13 protein-coding genes and 1 tRNA gene are annotated in these 16,449 nt (G+C 66.3%); 10 read left to right on the top strand and 4 right to left on the bottom strand.

The genetic code is table 11. The features are described from left to right. Positions 1–7: 7 nt before the first annotated feature. Together aroKB and AC56LR_RS14855 are read left to right on the top strand one after the other, a co-directional pair. Positions 8–1,618, top strand: a complete 1,611-nt coding sequence (gene aroKB, locus AC56LR_RS14860; protein ID WP_497131590.1) for a bifunctional shikimate kinase/3-dehydroquinate synthase AroKB — start codon at positions 8–10, stop codon at positions 1,616–1,618. Between the two features lie 5 nt (positions 1,619–1,623). Beyond that, complete coding sequence (locus tag AC56LR_RS14855; RefSeq protein ID WP_497131523.1) at positions 1,624–2,757, top strand: deoxyguanosinetriphosphate triphosphohydrolase; 1,134 nt, start codon at positions 1,624–1,626, stop codon at positions 2,755–2,757. Positions 2,758–2,937: 180 nt separating this feature from the next. Here AC56LR_RS14855 and mutY read toward each other — a convergent pair whose 3' ends face one another. From mutY to mutM, 3 genes are read right to left on the bottom strand one after another with little or no spacing between them, the layout of a single operon-like run. Next, positions 2,938–4,041: an A/G-specific adenine glycosylase gene (gene mutY / locus AC56LR_RS14850; RefSeq protein ID WP_497131521.1), complete on the bottom strand. Its 1,104-nt coding sequence runs from the start codon at positions 4,039–4,041 to the stop codon at positions 2,938–2,940. Next, positions 4,038–5,945 (bottom strand): dynamin family protein, encoded by a 1,908-nt coding sequence (locus AC56LR_RS14845; RefSeq protein WP_497131519.1) that lies wholly within the window; start codon positions 5,943–5,945, stop codon positions 4,038–4,040. The genes mutY and AC56LR_RS14845 overlap by 4 nt, the downstream gene beginning before the upstream one ends. Positions 5,946–5,968: 23 nt before the next feature. Further along, positions 5,969–6,802: a bifunctional DNA-formamidopyrimidine glycosylase/DNA-(apurinic or apyrimidinic site) lyase gene (gene mutM, locus AC56LR_RS14840; RefSeq protein WP_497131517.1), complete on the bottom strand. Its 834-nt coding sequence runs from the start codon at positions 6,800–6,802 to the stop codon at positions 5,969–5,971. Positions 6,803–6,906: 104 nt separating this feature from the next. Between mutM and AC56LR_RS14835 the strand changes: the two genes are divergently transcribed. From AC56LR_RS14835 to pth, 7 genes are all read left to right on the top strand, one after another. Beyond that, complete coding sequence (locus AC56LR_RS14835) at positions 6,907–8,733, top strand: tetratricopeptide repeat protein (RefSeq protein WP_497131516.1); 1,827 nt, start codon at positions 6,907–6,909, stop codon at positions 8,731–8,733. A 50-nt stretch (positions 8,734–8,783) separates the two neighbouring features. Further along, positions 8,784–9,383: a lipoprotein insertase outer membrane protein LolB gene (gene lolB, locus AC56LR_RS14830; protein WP_497131514.1), complete on the top strand. Its 600-nt coding sequence runs from the start codon at positions 8,784–8,786 to the stop codon at positions 9,381–9,383. Positions 9,384–9,389: 6 nt separating this feature from the next. Next, the gene (gene ispE, locus AC56LR_RS14825; protein ID WP_497131512.1) at positions 9,390–10,277 is read left to right on the top strand and encodes a 4-(cytidine 5'-diphospho)-2-C-methyl-D-erythritol kinase; all 888 of its coding nucleotides are present in this window, start codon (positions 9,390–9,392) and stop codon (positions 10,275–10,277) included. 80 nt (positions 10,278–10,357) lie between these two features. Then, positions 10,358–10,434, top strand: a tRNA-Gln gene (locus AC56LR_RS14820). Between the two features lie 157 nt (positions 10,435–10,591). Beyond that, positions 10,592–11,542 carry a ribose-phosphate pyrophosphokinase gene (locus AC56LR_RS14815; protein WP_497131510.1) on the top strand — a complete coding sequence of 317 codons (951 nt, stop codon included), beginning with the start codon at positions 10,592–10,594 and terminating at the stop codon, positions 11,540–11,542. Positions 11,543–11,744: 202 nt separating this feature from the next. Beyond that, on the top strand, positions 11,745–12,332 hold the full coding sequence (locus AC56LR_RS14810) for a 50S ribosomal protein L25/general stress protein Ctc (RefSeq protein ID WP_497131508.1): 588 nt from the start codon (positions 11,745–11,747) through the stop codon (positions 12,330–12,332). Between the two features lie 338 nt (positions 12,333–12,670). Beyond that, positions 12,671–13,255, top strand: a complete 585-nt coding sequence (gene pth, locus AC56LR_RS14805; RefSeq protein ID WP_497131506.1) for an aminoacyl-tRNA hydrolase — start codon at positions 12,671–12,673, stop codon at positions 13,253–13,255. Between the two features lie 3 nt (positions 13,256–13,258). Here the strand turns inward: pth and AC56LR_RS14800 are convergent, their stop codons facing one another. After that, positions 13,259–15,094 carry a DUF3857 domain-containing transglutaminase family protein gene (locus AC56LR_RS14800; protein WP_497131504.1) on the bottom strand — a complete coding sequence of 612 codons (1,836 nt, stop codon included), beginning with the start codon at positions 15,092–15,094 and terminating at the stop codon, positions 13,259–13,261. Positions 15,095–15,190: 96 nt separating this feature from the next. On the opposite strand from AC56LR_RS14800, the gene AC56LR_RS14795 reads away from it, so the two are divergent. Continuing rightward, positions 15,191–16,288 (top strand): patatin-like phospholipase family protein, encoded by a 1,098-nt coding sequence (locus tag AC56LR_RS14795; RefSeq protein WP_497131503.1) that lies wholly within the window; start codon positions 15,191–15,193, stop codon positions 16,286–16,288. Positions 16,289–16,449: the final 161 nt, after the last annotated feature.

Raw genomic sequence — 16,449 nt, 5'->3', positions numbered from 1 at the left:
TGGCTTGATGGGGGCAGGCAAGACCACCATCGGGCGCCAGCTCGCGCGCAAGCTCGGCAAGCGCTTCGTCGATTCGGACCACGAAATCGAAGCGCGCACCGGCGCCTCGGTGCCATGGATCTTCGAGATCGAGGGCGAGCCGAGCTTCCGCCGCCGCGAAGCCGACATGATTCGCGACCTGACCAAGCAGGACAACCTGGTGCTGGCCACCGGCGGCGGCGCCGTGCTGGACCCGGCCAGCCGCGCGCTGCTGGCCGAGCGCGGCACCGTGATCTACCTGCGCGCCGCGATCGGCAGCATCCTGCAGCGCACCTCGCACGACAAGAACCGCCCGCTGCTGCAGACCGCCGACCCGCGCGCCAAGCTGGAAGAGCTGCTGGCCGTCCGCGATCCGCTCTACCGCGAGATTGCGGACCTCGTCATCGACACCGGCCGACCTAACGTACAATCGATGGTACAAACCATACTGGACCAGCTCGCCGCGCTCGATACCGGACGCGCGCAGGAGCCGGCAAGCATTCCGATGAACGCACAGGCCACCACCACCCTCAACGTCGAACTGGGCGAGCGCAGCTACCCGATCACCATCGGCCGCGACCTGCTCGGCGACGCCGCGCTGCTCACCCGCCACATCGACAGCGGCAAGGTCGCCATCGTCACCAATACCGTCGTCGCTCCGCTCTATCTGGCCAAGGTCGCCGGTACGCTGCGCGCCGCCGGGCGGGAAGTGGTCGAGATCGTGCTGCCCGACGGCGAAGAGCACAAGACCTGGCAGTCGCTCAACCTGGTGTACGACGCGCTGCTGGCCAACCGCTGCGACCGCAAGACCACCCTGGTGGCGCTGGGCGGCGGCGTGATCGGCGACCTGACCGGCTTTGCCGCCAGCAGCTACATGCGCGGCGTGCCTTTCGTGCAGGTGCCGACCACGCTGTTGTCGCAGGTCGATTCCTCGGTGGGCGGCAAGACCGGCATCAACCACCCGCTGGGCAAGAACATGATCGGCGCCTTCTACCAGCCGCGCGCCGTGATCGCCGACACCGCCACCCTCGACACGCTGCCCATGCGCGAACTGTCGGCCGGCCTGGCCGAAGTGATCAAGCACGGCGCCATCCTGGACGCCGCCTACTTCGCGTGGATCGAGCAGAACATCGCCGGGCTGGTGGCGCGCGATCCGGCGGCGATGGCCTATGCGATCGCGCGTTCCTGCGAGATCAAGGCCGAGGTGGTGCGCATGGACGAACGCGAAGGCGGCCTGCGCGCCGTGCTCAATTTCGGCCACACGTTTGGGCACGCGATCGAATCGGGCCTCGGCTACGGGAACTGGCTGCACGGCGAAGCGGTCGGCTGCGGCATGGTGATGGCGGCCGATTTGTCGGCGCGCCTCGGCCTGGTCGATGCCGCCACCGTCGAGCGCGTGCGCGCGCTGGTGGCCGCCGCCGGCCTGCCGACGAAGGCGCCGGACCTCGGCCAGGAGCGCTGGATCGAGCTGATGGCGGTGGACAAGAAGAACGAGGGCGGGGCGATCAAGTTCATCCTGCTCAAGCCCCTGGGCGCGCCGTCGATCGCGACGGCGCCGCTTGATACCCTGCGCGCCACGCTGGCCGCCTGCATACAGTAAATATCATGGACTTCGACGCACGCCTCGCACCCTATGCAGCCCATTCGTCGAAGTCGCGCGGCCGCGAGCACCGGGAGCCGCCGGCCGGTTCGCGCAGCGAGTTCCAGCGCGACCGCGACCGCATCATCCACTCGACCGCCTTCAGGCGCCTCGAATACAAGACTCAGGTCTTCCTGAACCACGAGGGCGACCTGTTCCGCACCCGGCTCACGCACAGCATCGAGGTGGCGCAGATCGGCCGCACCCTCGCGCGCAGCCTGCAGCTGAACGAAGACCTGGTCGAAGCCACCGCGCTGGCGCACGACCTCGGGCACACGCCTTTCGGCCACGTCGGCCAGGACGTGCTTAACGAATGCATGAAGGACTACGGCGGCTTTGAGCACAACCTGCAAAGCCTGCGCGTGGTGGACACGCTCGAAGAACACTACGGCGCTTTCGACGGCCTGAACCTCACCTTCGAGACGCGCGAGGGCATCCTGAAACACTGCTCGCTGACGAATGCGCGCGAGCTGGGTGAACTGGGCCAGCGCTTCATCGACCGCAGCCAGCCCAGCCTGGAAGCCCAGCTGACCAACCTGGCCGACGAGATCGCGTACAACAACCACGACATCGACGACGGCCTGCGTTCGGGCCTGCTCACGATGGCGCAGATGGAAGAAGTCGAGCTGTTCGCCCGCCACCGGCACGCGGTGGAGGCGCAGTACCCGGGCCTGCCGGGACGGCGCACGCTGTACGAGACGATCCGGCTGATGATCACGCAGATGACGGCGGACCTGGTCGACACGTCCAGGGCCTTGATCCTGGATGCCGGGCCCTTGAGCATCGACGACGTGCGCAGCCTGCCGCCCTTGATCCGCTTTTCAAGCCAGATGCGCGCGGAGACCACGGCGCTCAAGCGTTTTCTCTACGCGAATCTGTACCGCCACTTCCAGGTCAACCGCATGCGCGTCAAGGCCAGCCGCATCGTGCGCGAGCTGTTCGACGGCTTCATGCAGGACCCGGTGCTGCTGCCGAACGACTACCAGGTCGAAGGCGATCCGATGGGACAGGCCAGGAAGATTGCGGATTACATTGCGGGGATGACGGATCGGTATGCGATCCGCGAGCATCGGCGGATTTTTTCGCTGGATCACTTCTGAGCAGCGATAGCGAACTCGCCAGCCACCAACTCGTCGTTCCGGCGAAGGCCGGAACCCAAGTTTTGGGCGTGCCTGCTAGCGCTTGAGTTCTGCGGTAACGCTCGCAAACTTGGATCCCGGCCTTCGCCGGGATGACGGTTTTTAGGCTAGCGGGAGAATGAGTGCAGTGGTTGGCTGGCGTCAGCTGAACAGGCCAGGCCTCCCCAACTCCAGCAACAGCTTCTTCACCGGCGCCGGCAGCGGCGCCGCGTCGATCCGGTCCAGGTCCCACCACACATGCCGCCCGGTCGCGCTCCCGCGCGCCGACAGCGCGACCTGCCACGGTGCGATATGCAGCTTGTAGTGCGTGAACACGTGCACGAGCGGGCGTAGCGCCTGCACTTCTTCCACTGCGCCGAATTGCGCCGCAGCGGCCGACACCTCCGCCAAGGCCATCGCGTCCACCTCGACAGCCAGGTGCCCATCCACCTCCGGCAGCGACAGCAGCCCACCCCAGATCCCGGTGCCGGGCCGCTGCTCGAGCAGCACCTGCCCGCCGTCGATCACGACCAGCAGCGCGGCGCGTTTTTCCGGCGAAGTCTTCTTTGGTTTACGCACCGGGAGTTCCGCCGTGCGGCCCGTGGCATAGGCGACGCAACGCTCCTTCAGAGGGCAGCGCGGGCAGTCCGGGCGGCTGCGGGTGCATAAGGTAGCGCCCAGGTCCATCAAGCCCTGCGTGTACGACTCGATGCCCGTTTCCGGCAGCAGCGCCTCCGCGCGGCGCCACAGGGCCTCTTCGACCCGCTTCTCGCCCGGATACTGCTCGATGCCGAACACGCGCGCGAATACGCGCTTGACGTTGCCGTCCATGATCGCGGCCCGCGCGCTCACCGAGAACGCGGCAATCGCCGCCGCGGTCGAGCGGCCGATGCCCGGCAGGTCCGCCAGCAGCGCCGGGTCGCCCGGGAACACGCCGCCGTATTCCGCCACCACGCGCCTGGCGCAGGCGTGCAGGTTGCGCGCGCGGGTGTAGTAACCCAGGCCGCTCCAGTGGGCCATCACGTCTTCCGATGGGGCCTCGGCCAGCGCCTGCACGGTCGGGAAGCGTTCCAGGAAGCGCGCGTAATAGCCGAGCACTGCGGCGACCTGGGTCTGCTGCAGCATGATCTCGGACAGCCAGATGCGGTAGGCATCCGTCGTGTTCTGCCACGGCAGCGTGTGGCGTCCATGGGTGCGCTGCCAGTCGATCACGGCTTGCGAAAAAGTCGGGTCGGCCAGCTGGTCGAATTCGGTCAGACGTTTCATGCAGGGTGTGTATCCAGTGTGGCGGCGACCTGCGCGGACAACTCCGCCAGGCGCGTACGCGTGCCTTCGAGCGCCAGGCGGCTGCCCTCGAAGGCGGTGATTTTCTGTTCCAGGCTGTCGGTGGCCTCGAAGATGCGGCCGATCGAGGCCTGGCGGCCGCGCAGCTGCTCGCGGTGTTGGCGGATCGCGCCTTCCAGCGGCGCCATGATCACCTTCAGCCAGGCTTCGGCGTCCAGGTTCGCGCTGCGGAAACTGCGCCGTACGCGCGAGGCGATCGAGTCGAAGAAGCGCTCGAGCAGGGTGGCGCGGCTGGTCATGAGCAGGGTGGCGGTGCCGAACTGCTTCAGGAACAGCTCCTCGACTTCGTCGATCTCGCGCCGGTAGCGCGCGAAGGACAGCGTCATCGGGCTGGCCAGCGCCAGGCCATGCTCGGCCGAGAACTTGCGCACCATGGTGTCGAGCATGGCGCCGATCTCGTCGACCTTGGCGCTGGACGCGTCGAGATTGGCGCGCGCCGCTTCGAAAAAGGCGCGCACGGGCTGGCGCATGCCGGTTGCGAAGCGCGCCGCCTGCATCTCGGCGCGCACGGCGTCGGTCTGCTCCTGTACGGTGTCCATTCCCAGGGTCGAATACAGCTCGGTCGACAGGCGGGCGAAGACCGCGCGCGTGCCCTGCAGCTTGAACAGACTGGCGTCGAATTCCTTTTTCTCGGCCTCCACGCGGCGCATCATGTGCGCGATCACGTTCTGGTTCTTGCCGCGCAGGCTCTTGAGCTCTTGCAGCTGGTCGACCAGGTCGCGCATGCGCGCGCCGGCCAGCGCCGCCTGGCCGGCGGCCAGGGCATCGAGGTCCAGGCGCAGCTGGCGCCGCACGATCTCCTTGCGCGCCGGGATCAGGTCGTGGAACAGGGCCGCTTCCAGCGCGCCCAGGCGGCTCTTCTCGAACAGGGCCATGTCGCCGTTGATCTTGCCGACCAGGGCTTTTTGCGCGGAGACCGGATACACGCGCGCGCTGTCCAGGCCCAGCTCGCGGGCCACGCTCAGTTGCTGGCGCGCGATCTCGGCGTCGTTCTGTTCCGGCGTGCGCAGCTCGTCCCACATCGCGTCGATCTTGTTGAGCACCGCCAGCCGTCCCGGCCCGGCCCCGATATGGGTGCGCCAGACGTCGATGTCGCTCTTGGTCACGCCGGTTTCGGCGGCCAGGACGAACAGCACCGCGTGCGCGTTCGGGATCAGGTTCAGGGTCAGTTCCGGCTCGGTCCCGATCGCGTTCAGGCCCGGCGTGTCGAGGATCACCAGCCCCTGCTTGAGCAGCGGGTGGGGCAGGTTGATGATGGCGTGGCGCCACTGCGGGATCTCGACCGTGCCGTCGGCGCCCAGGCTGGTGGCGGTCTCCGGGTCGTTCGGGTCCCACAGGCCGTAGCGCTCCGCTTCCAGGGCCGGTACGCGGCGCGTCAGGCTCACCTGGCGGAAGGCCTCGGTCATGCGTTCGGGAGCGTCGAGGTCGAGCGGCAGCACCGTCCAGGCGGCCGGATCGTCGCGGAAGTCGCTGGTGGACAGGTGCTCCGCGCGGGTCTCGATCGGCAGCAGGCGGATGCAGGGCGGCAGCGCCGCGTCGTACAGCAGCTCGGTCGGGCACATGGTGGTGCGCCCGGCGCTCGAGGGCAGGATGCGCTGGCCGTAGTCGGCGAAGAAGAGCGCGTTGATCAGCTCGGTTTTACCGCGCGAGAACTCGGCCACGAAGGCCACCGACAGGCGGTCGTCGCGCAGCCGCGCCAGGGCCCGCGCCAATTGCTGCTCGCCGCCGCCGTCGACCAGTGCGGCATCGCGCAGGGCCGCGCCATAGGTTGCCAAAGCTGCGGTGACGGCGGCGCGCCAGGCGCCATACTGTTGGAAATCCTGCATGTTGTGTACCCGTGATCGAGAAACTAGCGCTGGCACTGCATGCAATAGAAAGTCGAACGCTGGCCCTGCTTGATCTGGCGGACCGGCGACCCACAGTTGCGGCAGGGCACTCCTGCACGATCATAGACGAAATATGTCTGCTGGAAATATCCAGATTGTCCGTTTACAGCAATAAAGTCCTTCAGCGTGCTGCCGCCCTGGACAATGGCGGCGGCCAGGATCTCCTTGATCGCGGCGGCCAGCCGGTCGTAGCGGGCGCGGCTGATGCGCGCGGCCGGGGTTTTCGGGTTGATCCTGGCCTGGAACAGGCTTTCGCAGGCGTAGATATTGCCGACGCCAACCACGATGTCGCCCGCCAGCAGCACCTGCTTGATCGGCGCGCTGCGCTTGCGCGTCTCGCGGTGCAGCAGCTCGCCCGAAAAGCCGTCTTCGAGCGGCTCGACCCCCAGGCCGCGCAGCAAGAGGTGGTTGCCAATCTCGCCCTCGTCCTGGTCGTGCCAGAGCACGGCGCCGAAGCGGCGCGGATCGTGCAGGCGCAATACCTGCTGGCCTTCCGGACCCGCCACGACCAGGTCGAAATGGTCGTGCGTGCGCGGCTCGACCCCGGGCGGCAGCACGCGCAGGTGGCCGGACATGCCCAGGTGGATGATCAGGGCGCCATGCTCGAAGTGGACCAGCAGGTATTTGCCGCGCCGGTCGGTGTGGGTGATGCGCTTCCCGACCAGCAGGCTGGACAGGCCGGGCGGGAAGGGCCAGCGCAGGCCTTCGCGGCGCATGACCACCGCTTCGACGACACGGCCTTCGATATGGGGCGCGACACCGCGCCGGGTGACTTCGACTTCTGGGAGTTCGGGCATGGGGAGGTACTCGGTGACAATTCTTGGAAAGCAAACACGCTGCATTGCACGCGGGCGCATGCTAGAGCGTAGAATCAGAGGACACCCAGCACACAGGATTTGCCTTGAAAAACGCTTTCGTCATTGTAACCCTCTCCAGCATCCTGGCGGCGTGCGCTGTCGCGCCCACACAGCAGCCGGCGGCCAGTGCCGCTCCGGCAGCGGGCGCTGGCGTCCCGCTCGGGCAGGAGCCGGACGAGACGGCGGCAGCCACGGAATCGGACGACGACGCGCAAGCCAGGCTGCGGGCCGAGATCGAGGCGCGCCTGCCGAAGGTCGAACTGACCAGCAGCATGCTGAACCAGCTACTTAAGGCCGAGTTCGCATTCCGCAAGGGCGACTGGCAGGGACCCTATCTCACCATGCTGTCGCTGGCCCAGCAGACCCGCGACCCGCGCCTGGCGCGCCGCGCGGCCGAAATGGCGGTCACGGCCCGCCAGGCCGACGACACCCTGGCCGCCGTGCGCCTGTGGCGCGAGCTCGATCCGGCCTCGGACGAAGCAACCCAGTATTTCGTCGGCATGGTGGTCACCTCGGACGACATCGCCGAAGTCGAGCCGATCTTCGTCGAACGCCTGAAGGCGGCGCCGCTCAAGGAGCGCGGCGTGCTGATGTTCCAGATCCAGCAATTGCTGGGCCGCGCCAAGGACAAGGATGCCGCCGCCGCCATGCTCGAGCGCATCGTCAGCCCCTACAACGGCACGCTGGAAGCGCACATCGTGCGTGCCCAGGCGGCGCTGGCCCGCGCCGACAAGGCGGCGGCCGTGCGCGAGGCGCAGGCGGGCCTGGCGGCCAAGCCCGATTCCGAAATCGCCATGCTGATGATGGCCCAGGTGCTGGAAGACGACGCCAAGGCCGCGCCGATGCTGGAAGCCTTCCTCAAGCAGCATCCGGAAGCGCGCGAAGTGCGCGCCGCCCATGCGCGCATCCTGGTCAACCAGAAGCAGTACCCGCAGGCCCGTGCGCAGTTCGAGGCGCTGCTCAAGGCCAAGCCGGACGACGCCGGCAACCTGTACGCGCTGGGCGTGCTGGCCAGCCAGATGAACGACGCCAAGGCGGCCGAAACCTATTTCACGCGCTTCGTGGACGTGCTGGGCCGCAGCCCGGAAGACGACCGCGACCCGACCCGCGCGCTCCTGATCCTGGCCCAGCTCGCCGAAGACCGTGGCGACTTCCCGGCTGCCTTGCTGTGGCTGGAAAAAATTCCCGCCGGCACCGAACCGCAACTGCTGTTCAATGCCCAACTGCGCCGGGCGGGCGTGATGGCCAAGGCCGGCGACCTGGCCGGCGGACGCCGGCTGCTGGCCGGCCTGGCGCCCGCCGAGCCGGCACAGCAGGCCCAGGTGGCGGTGGCGGAATCGCAACTGCTGCGCGACGCCGGCCAGGTGCTGGAAGCCTATGCGCTGATGGAAGCGGCCGCCAGGCGCTTCCCGAAAAATCCCGACCTGCTGTACGACTTTGCGCTGCTGGCCGAGAAGATCGGCCGGGTCGAGATCATGGAAAAGGTACTGCGCGAGGTGATGGTGCTGGCGCCGGACAACCACCACGCCTACAACGCCCTCGGCTATTCGCTGGCCGAGCGCAACCTGCGCCTGCAGGAAGCCCATGCGCTGGTCGCCAAGGCGCTCGAGATGGCGCCGGGCGACGCCTTCATCATGGACAGCATGGGCTGGGTCCAGTACCGCCTCGGCAAGCTCGACGAAGCGGAAAAATACCTGCGCCAGGCCTATGCGCTGCGCAGTGACCCGGAAATCGCCGTGCACCTGGGTGAGGTGCTGTTCCAGAAGGGCAAGCAGGCGGATGCCCAGCAATTGTGGCGTGAAGCACGCGCCAAGGATCCGCAGAACGACACGCTGCGCAGCACGCTGGCGCGGCTTCGGCAGAGCTTGTGAAATAATCTACGGTCGCCTCAGCGCATAACGAAACAAATTTCCTCGATCCGATGCCAATTACCCGACGCCTGACCCTGCTCGCCATCGCCGCCACCATGCTCGCCGGCTGCGCCACCACCAGCACCAATGTCGCCACCGTCGGCGCCTACCGCGACAGCATCGACCTGAATGGCCGCCTGGCGGTCAATTACCAGAAGGACGGCAAGACCGAATCCTTGAACGGCAATTTCAACTGGGCGCAGCGTCCGGGGCATGTCGACGTCGAGCTGGTGTCGCCGCTGGGGCAAACCGTGGCGACCATCGCCGTCACGCCGGGCTCTGCTACTTTGACGCAAGCCGGCCGCAAGCCGGTGACGGCAAGCGATATCGATGGCCTGACCCAGCAGACGCTGGGCTGGCCGCTGCCGGTCTCGGGCCTGCGCGACTGGCTGCAGGGCTATGCGGTGGACGCCGGCGGCCAGCGCTTCTCGGCTTCGCCCGCCAACAACAGCGTGACCACGCGCGACGGCTGGCGCCTGCGCTTCGTCGAGTGGCAGGATGCCAAGGCGGCCCAGCCGGCGCCGCGCGTGATCCATGCCGAGCGCGCCGCGGCGGGGGACATCCAGGACCTGTCGATCCGTATCGTCGTGAACCCGGCAGGGCAGGGGTAAGAGCGCATGCGTTCGCTGCACCATTGCCCGGCCCCGGCCAAGCTCAACCTGTTCCTGCACGTCGTCGGCCGCCGCGCCGATGGCTACCACCTGCTGCAAAGCGTGTTCCAGCTGATCGACCGCGCCGACACCCTGCATTTCGACCTGCGTGACGACGAGCTCATCGTGCGTACGAGCGACATGCCGGGCGTGCCCGCCGAGCAGGACCTGGTCGTGCGCGCCTTGCGCCTGCTGCAGGCGGAATATGCGCGCCGCTACGGGCGCCTGCCGCCGGGCATCGACGTGGCGGTGGAAAAGATCCTGCCGATGGGTGGCGGGCTGGGAGGAGGCTCGTCGGACGCTGCCACCGCGCTGATGGCGGCCAACCACTTGTGGCAGGCAGGATTGACGCAGCAGGAGCTGATGAACCTGGGACTGCCGCTGGGCGCCGACATTCCCTTCTTCCTGTTCGGCGAGACCGCGTTTGCCGAGGGCGTGGGCGAGTCGCTCCAGCCCGTGCGCGGCCCGGAATGCTGGTATGTCGTGATCGAGCCGGGCGTCGCCGTGCCGACCCCGGCAATATTTTCTGCCCCGGATTTGACAAGGGATACCGAGCGGGTCATAATATCGGACTTTTCCAGCAGCTACGATGTTTCAGGCAAGCATCGCGGTTTTGGGAAAAATGATTTGCAGGACGTGGCTGAACGCCTGTTCCCGCCGGTAGCAGAGGCGGTCGAATGGTTGGGCAGGCATGGCGATGCCAGGATGACTGGCTCCGGAGCGTGTGTATTCTGCGCGTTCTCCAGCGAGCGCGAAGCGGATCAGGTGGCGGCACTCGTGCCAGGCACTTGGCGAGCATGGAAAGCGCATTCGTTGTTGAGGCATCCGATGAAATCGCTCTTGCAGAATCAGTGAGTTATGGAATAAAATTTTGCCTGTCGCGACGTTAAGCGTTAAAATACGCAGAATGTAACGGCAAGCAAGTGCAGTCGTGTAGGGGAATCGCCAAGCTGGTTAAGGCACCGGATTTTGATTCCGGCATACCAAGGTTCGAATCCTTGTTCCCCTGCCAAAGTTTTCCCGGCTGTCGATGCTCAAGCGTCCAGCGGGTAAAAACCGCGGTGCAATGCTCCGCAAGCATCGGCAACGCAGCGTCGTCAAACATCAGCCGGTTCAGCCGGCTGATTGTTTTTCAAGTGTCAACTCTTCTATCTCTTGGGACTTCCTCCATGGCTTACGAAAACCTGATGGTTTTTACCGGCAATGCCAATCCGGCACTAGCAGAGGGGGTCGCTAAGAACCTCGGCATTCCACTCGGCAAAGCAATGGTCTCGAAGTTCTCGGACGGCGAGGTCATGGTCGAGATCAACGAGAACGTGCGTGGCAAGGATGTCTTCGTCCTGCAATCGACCTGCGCACCGACCAACGACAACCTGATGGAAATCATCCTGATGGTCGACGCGCTCAAGCGTGCGTCCGCTGGCCGCATCACCGCCGCGATTCCTTACTTCGGCTACGCCCGCCAGGACCGCCGCCCGCGTTCGGCGCGCGTCGCGATCTCGGCCAAGGTCGTCGCCAACATGCTCGAAGAAGCCGGCGTCGAGCGCGTCCTGATCATGGACCTGCACGCCGACCAGATCCAGGGCTTCTTCGACATCCCGGTCGACAATATCTACGCATCGCCGATCCTGCTGGGCGACCTGCAGAAGCGCAACTACGACGACCTGCTGGTCGTGTCGCCGGACGTCGGCGGCGTGGTGCGTGCCCGCGCCCTGGCCAAGCGCCTCGGCTGCGATCTGGCGATCATCGACAAGCGCCGCCCGAAGGCGAACGTGTCGGAAGTCATGAACATCATCGGTGAAGTCGAAGGCCGCAACTGCGTCATCATGGATGACATGGTCGACACCGCCGGCACCCTGACCAAGGCCGCCGAAGTGCTCAAGGAGCGCGGCGCCAAGAAAGTGGTTGCTTACTGCACGCACCCTGTCCTGTCGGGTCCGGCAATCGACCGCATCAACAATTCGCCGCTCGACGAGCTGGTCGTCACCGACACCATCCCGCTGAGCGCAGCCGGCGCCGCCTGCACCAAGATCCGCCAGCTCACCAGCGCACCATTGCTGGCCGAGACTTTCAAGCGCATCGTCAAGGGTGACTCGGTTATTTCGCTGTTCGCTGAATAAGCAACAGAACGTCATTTGGCGGCGCGCCAGGCTGGAAAAGCCTGGCGCGCCGTTGTACTATCTCAGGCTCACCGAATTCTTGAGCGCGCACTACGGCGCTCTTTCATGACTGTCCCTGGTCGCGGGGATGGTCACCACAATTGGGTTACCGGGCTGGCGCATCTGTACCGGCATTCGGACCCATTTATACTTGGAGTTTCACATGAAAGTTGTTGCATTCAACCGCACCCTGCAGGGCACCGGAGCGAGCCGCCGCCTGCGCAAGGCTGGCCAGACCCCAGGCATCATCTACGGCGGCACCGCTGCCCCAGTCCTGATCGCCCTGGACGGCAACGCCCTCTGGCACGCGCTCAAGAAAGAAGCATTCCACGGTTCCGTGCTCGACCTCGAAATCGACGGCGCCACCCAGCAAGTCCTGCTGCGTGACTTCCAGATGCACGCATACAAGCAACTGGTCCTGCACGCTGACTTCCAGCGCGTCGACGCATCGCAGCCGATCCACACCAAGGTCGCCCTGCACTTCATCAACGCCGAGACCTCGCCAGCCGTCAAGCTGAGCAGCGCAGTCATCTCGCACGTGCTGAACGAGCTGGACGTGTCCTGCCTGCCAGGCAAGCTGCCTGAGTTCATCGAAGTCGACCTGAGCAAGCTGGAAGCCGGCCAGTCGATCCACACCGACGACCTGACCCTGCCAGAAGGCGTGACCGCGCTGACCCACGGCCAGAACCTGACCATCGTCACCTCGTCGATCCCACGCGGCGCCGTGTCGGCTGAAGCAGCTGCTGAGTAATATCTTCTTGTAGCACCGCGCGAGCGGTGCGAAAGAAACAGAACCCGCCGTGGCTTGCCCGGCGGGTTTTTTGTCGACCGTCATTCGTGACGTCGTGTTTTTCGTAGGGTGGGCGGCTCCACCCGGTAATGCGAGCAGCCCAAACCATCACCGCCGCCCGCGCGTTCAATCAGTGGATGAGCAGACGCTCAGGCAGCCTTGCCATGGTTTGAACGCGCGGGCGGCGATCAGGGTAACACCGGGCATCTTCCGGGTAGAGCCGCCCACCCTACGAACGGCGGACGCTTATGCCGACGGTTTTCAGCGATAATCCTGTCTTTCCCAGAATCACTCATACCATGTCCATCCGACTGATCGTCGGCCTCGGCAACCCGGGCCCGGAATACGAACAAACCCGCCACAACGCCGGCTTCTGGCTGGTCGACAACCTGGCCAATTCACTGCCCGGCTGCCGCCTGCAGCGCGAAGCACGCTTCAACGCCATGGTCGCGAAGACCCGCATCGCGGGCAACGAGGTCTGGCTGCTGGAACCGCTGACCTACATGAACCGCTCCGGCCAGTCGGTCGGCGCGCTCGCGCGCTTCTACAAGATCAATCCGGATGAAGTGCTGGTCGTGCACGACGAGCTCGACATGCTGCCTGGCGTGGCCAAGCTGAAGAAAGGCGGGTCCTCGGGCGGGCACAACGGCCTGAAGGACATTACCTCAGCCCTCGGCACCCAGGACTACTGGCGCCTGCGCCTGGGCATCGGCCATCCGCGCAGCCTGAATCTGCAGCAGGGCGTTGCCGACTTCGTGCTGCACCGCCCGCGCCGCGAAGAGCAGGTGCTGATCGAGGAATCGATCGACAAAGCCTTGCGCATCATTCCGCTGGTCTGCGAAGGCAAGATGGATGTGGCGACCATGCAGTTGCACACCGCCTGATCGCTAACGCCCCTGCACCACCACCTGCCCGCGCAGGTCGCGCATCATGCGCTCCAGCGCCGGCCGCATGACGCGGTAGTCGCTTGGCGTGCAGGTTGCCGCCGTATGCCGGAACTGAAGCCGTCGCTTCACCACCACCGCATCGCCCTGCCGCGCATACTGCGAGCGGTAGAAGAATCTTCCATCGTCCACTACCAGCGGTTTCGGCAGCGCCAGCACGCGCGTTTTGGCCGGCAGCCGATAGCGCAGCTCGTCCTCGGCGTCGACGGCGGGACAGACGAATTCCTGGCGCCGCTCCGGCTCGCGCCCCAGGTCGAATACCGCATCGCCCAACCCTCCCCAGAAGTTGTAGGTCGTCGCCAGGGCGACCGGCCCGGGCAGGTGCACGAAGCCGTTGGTTGCGCCCGAAAAAGCCAGCGTGTAGTCGCTCGAGGACGCATCGAGTTCGCCCGGCTCGAGCAAACCGTCACCCGTCTGTCCCAGCCCCGCCAGCAGGCGCCGCACGAAGCGCTCGCGCTCACCTTGCGGCGTGGCGCGTACCGCCTGCCGGTAGGGTTCTGCAATCGCGCCGCCACTGGTGCGCGCGACGTGGAAGCGGCTGCTGCCGTCGCGCGCGATGTCGAAGCGGGTAAAGGTGCGGCTGCGTGCCGGCTGGAATACCGGCGTCACCGCGAAGCTGCCGCTGTCGGCCAGCAGCACCGGTTTGCCCAGCAGGGCGGGCGCCAGGTAACCGCCGGCGACCGTTGCTGCGGTCGGGTCCAGGTACAGCTGCAATTGCGGCACGTAGACGATCACATGGTTCAGCACACCGAGCGTCGGCACGGCCGGCAGGCGGTAGGCGTCGTCGCTGTTGACCAGCGCGGCGCTGCCCGGGATGCCGGCTGCGGCAAGCAGCGCCTGCAGCAGCGCCGCATGGTCCTTGCAGTCGCCATAGCGGTTGGCCAGTACGGCCGGCGCGGGATGCGGCACCACGCCGCCCGGGCCGAGATAGACCGCGACGTAGCGGATATTGCGCCTGACCCAGTCGGATAGTGCGATCGCACGGGCACGCGGATCGGCAATTCCTTGCGTGATCCCGGCCGCGAGTTTCGTGATGGCCGCGTCGGGCAGGGCCGCCGCCGCCGCGCGGGCGTGATAGGCGCGGGCAAAGGCCGCATAGTCCGGGAAGGTGGTGACGGCCAGCCGCCGGCCGTAGTCGACATAACTGACGGAACCTTGCTCGATGCGCTCGTGCTCTCCCTCCACATAGCGCCAGCTCGTGCGGCGCCGGCCCGGCGGGCTGTCGTTCGACGCCTGTTCGAAGCCCACCGCGTCGGCATACAGCATCATCGAGGCGGGCAGGTCATAGGTCAGCCGGAAGTCTTTCGTGGGGAAGGGGCGGGCGATGGTGAAGTCTTCGAACTGGCCAGGAAACAGCGGCGTGTGGCGCCGCAGCCGATAGCGCAGGTTGAGGGTGTCGCCCACGGCGACGTCGGGGAAGATGACGACTTTCAGGCGCGTGTCCTGGAACATCGGCGCATCCTGGGATACCGCTTCCTGCTGTTCGCGGATCTGGCTGGGTGCAACCGGCACGCGTCGACCGTCGACCTTGGCGGTCCAGCCCTCGACGGAGACGACCTCGTCGAGCGAGGCATTGAAGCCGATGAACTGCTCGGCATGCAGCTCGATGGCTGCGCTGGTATGGATGTTCTTTACCAGCTCGACGTCGAGCACGTAGGACCCGTCGGCCTCGACCGTGAAATGCTGGTGGTAGCGCTCGACGGTGATGGCGTTGTCGCTCGCCGCCAGCGGGCCGCAGGCGAACAGCAGCATGAGAACCAGGGCAAGTCGAAACGGCATGGCGGACTCCGCAAACAGGAATGGACCATGTTACGTAGCAGCCTTCTCCGACCCTTGCGCCAGCACAAGCGTGTTCTTCCTGCGATAATTTTGCCCATGAAGGCACTCACATTCCACGCCGGGCCGCTGGCCCTGGCCCAGCTCGGCGCACAAGGCTTGCGCGCACAGGACATCGCCATCGTTCCGGCCGCTGCCGGCGGACCGAAAGGACTGATCTTTCAGGCCGTCGACCAGTGGATGTTCGGCGAATGGCTGCCGTCCGCCCCGCGCGAGCGCGACCTGATCGGCGCCTCGATCGGCGCCTGGCGCATGGCCGCCGCCTGCCAGCGCGACCCCGCCAAGGCATTCGCGCGCCTGGGCGAGCTCTACGCCGGCCAGCGCTACACGAGCAAGAAGCCGACCCAGGGCGAAATCGACGAAGTGGTGCAGGGACTTCTAGGCGAATTCGTGCGCGGCCACGAAGATGACATCGTCAGCCATCCCCACCACCGCCTGCACCTGCTGGCCGTGCGCGGCAAGGGCGGGCTGGCCGCGCCCGCGCATCCACGCGCCGAACTGCGCGGCTTCGCCGCGGCGGCGCTGCACAATGCCGGCTCGCGCGACTGGCTCGGGCGCCTGCTCGAGCGCGTCGTGATCGGCGACGAGCGGTCAAAAGCGCCGTGGCTGCGCGAGCGCTTCGACGCGTTTACGACCCATTTCTCGTCGCTCACGCGCGACAACCTGGCCAGCAGCCTGCTGGCCTCGGGCACGCTGCCGCTCTTGATGAAACCAGTCACCGGTATCACGGAGGCTCCGCCGGGCAGTTACTGGGACGGCGGCATCATCGACTACCACCTGGCCTTGCCCTATGCGCGGGCCGCTGGCGAGGCCAGGGGCGACCTGGTGCTGTACCCGCACTTCACCCAGCATATCGTGCCGGGCTGGCTCGACAAGGGCTTCCCGTGGCGCCGGGCCGCGCGCGGCGCCAACCGCGGCTGGCTCGACAACGTGCTGATCATCGCGCCGTCCGACGATTTCCTGCGCAGCCTGCCGCGCGGGAAGCTGCCGGACCGGGCGGATTTCAAGTTTTATGGACTCGACCATGACGCGCGCATCCGCGACTGGCAGCGGGCGATGGGGGAGGGGCAGCGGCTGCGGGATGAACTGGCGGAGTTCGTGGCCAAGCCTGATTTGTCGCGGGTGCGGCCGCTTTAGTACTTGGGTGTTCGGAATTGCCGGCCCCGCCGAACATAGAATTTCTGCTGACAAAACGACAAGCCCATGTCCACGCCGAGCCGGTTTTTTCAGCAGCCCGCACCGTCCGCGGTTACAATGTGGGGTTTTGGAGCCGGGCTTCCTTTCCGCTCCGCGTCCAC

The organism is Telluria sp. ZT3P39, from assembly GCF_059685935.1.
This window is presented reverse-complemented; position numbering and strand designations above follow the sequence as displayed.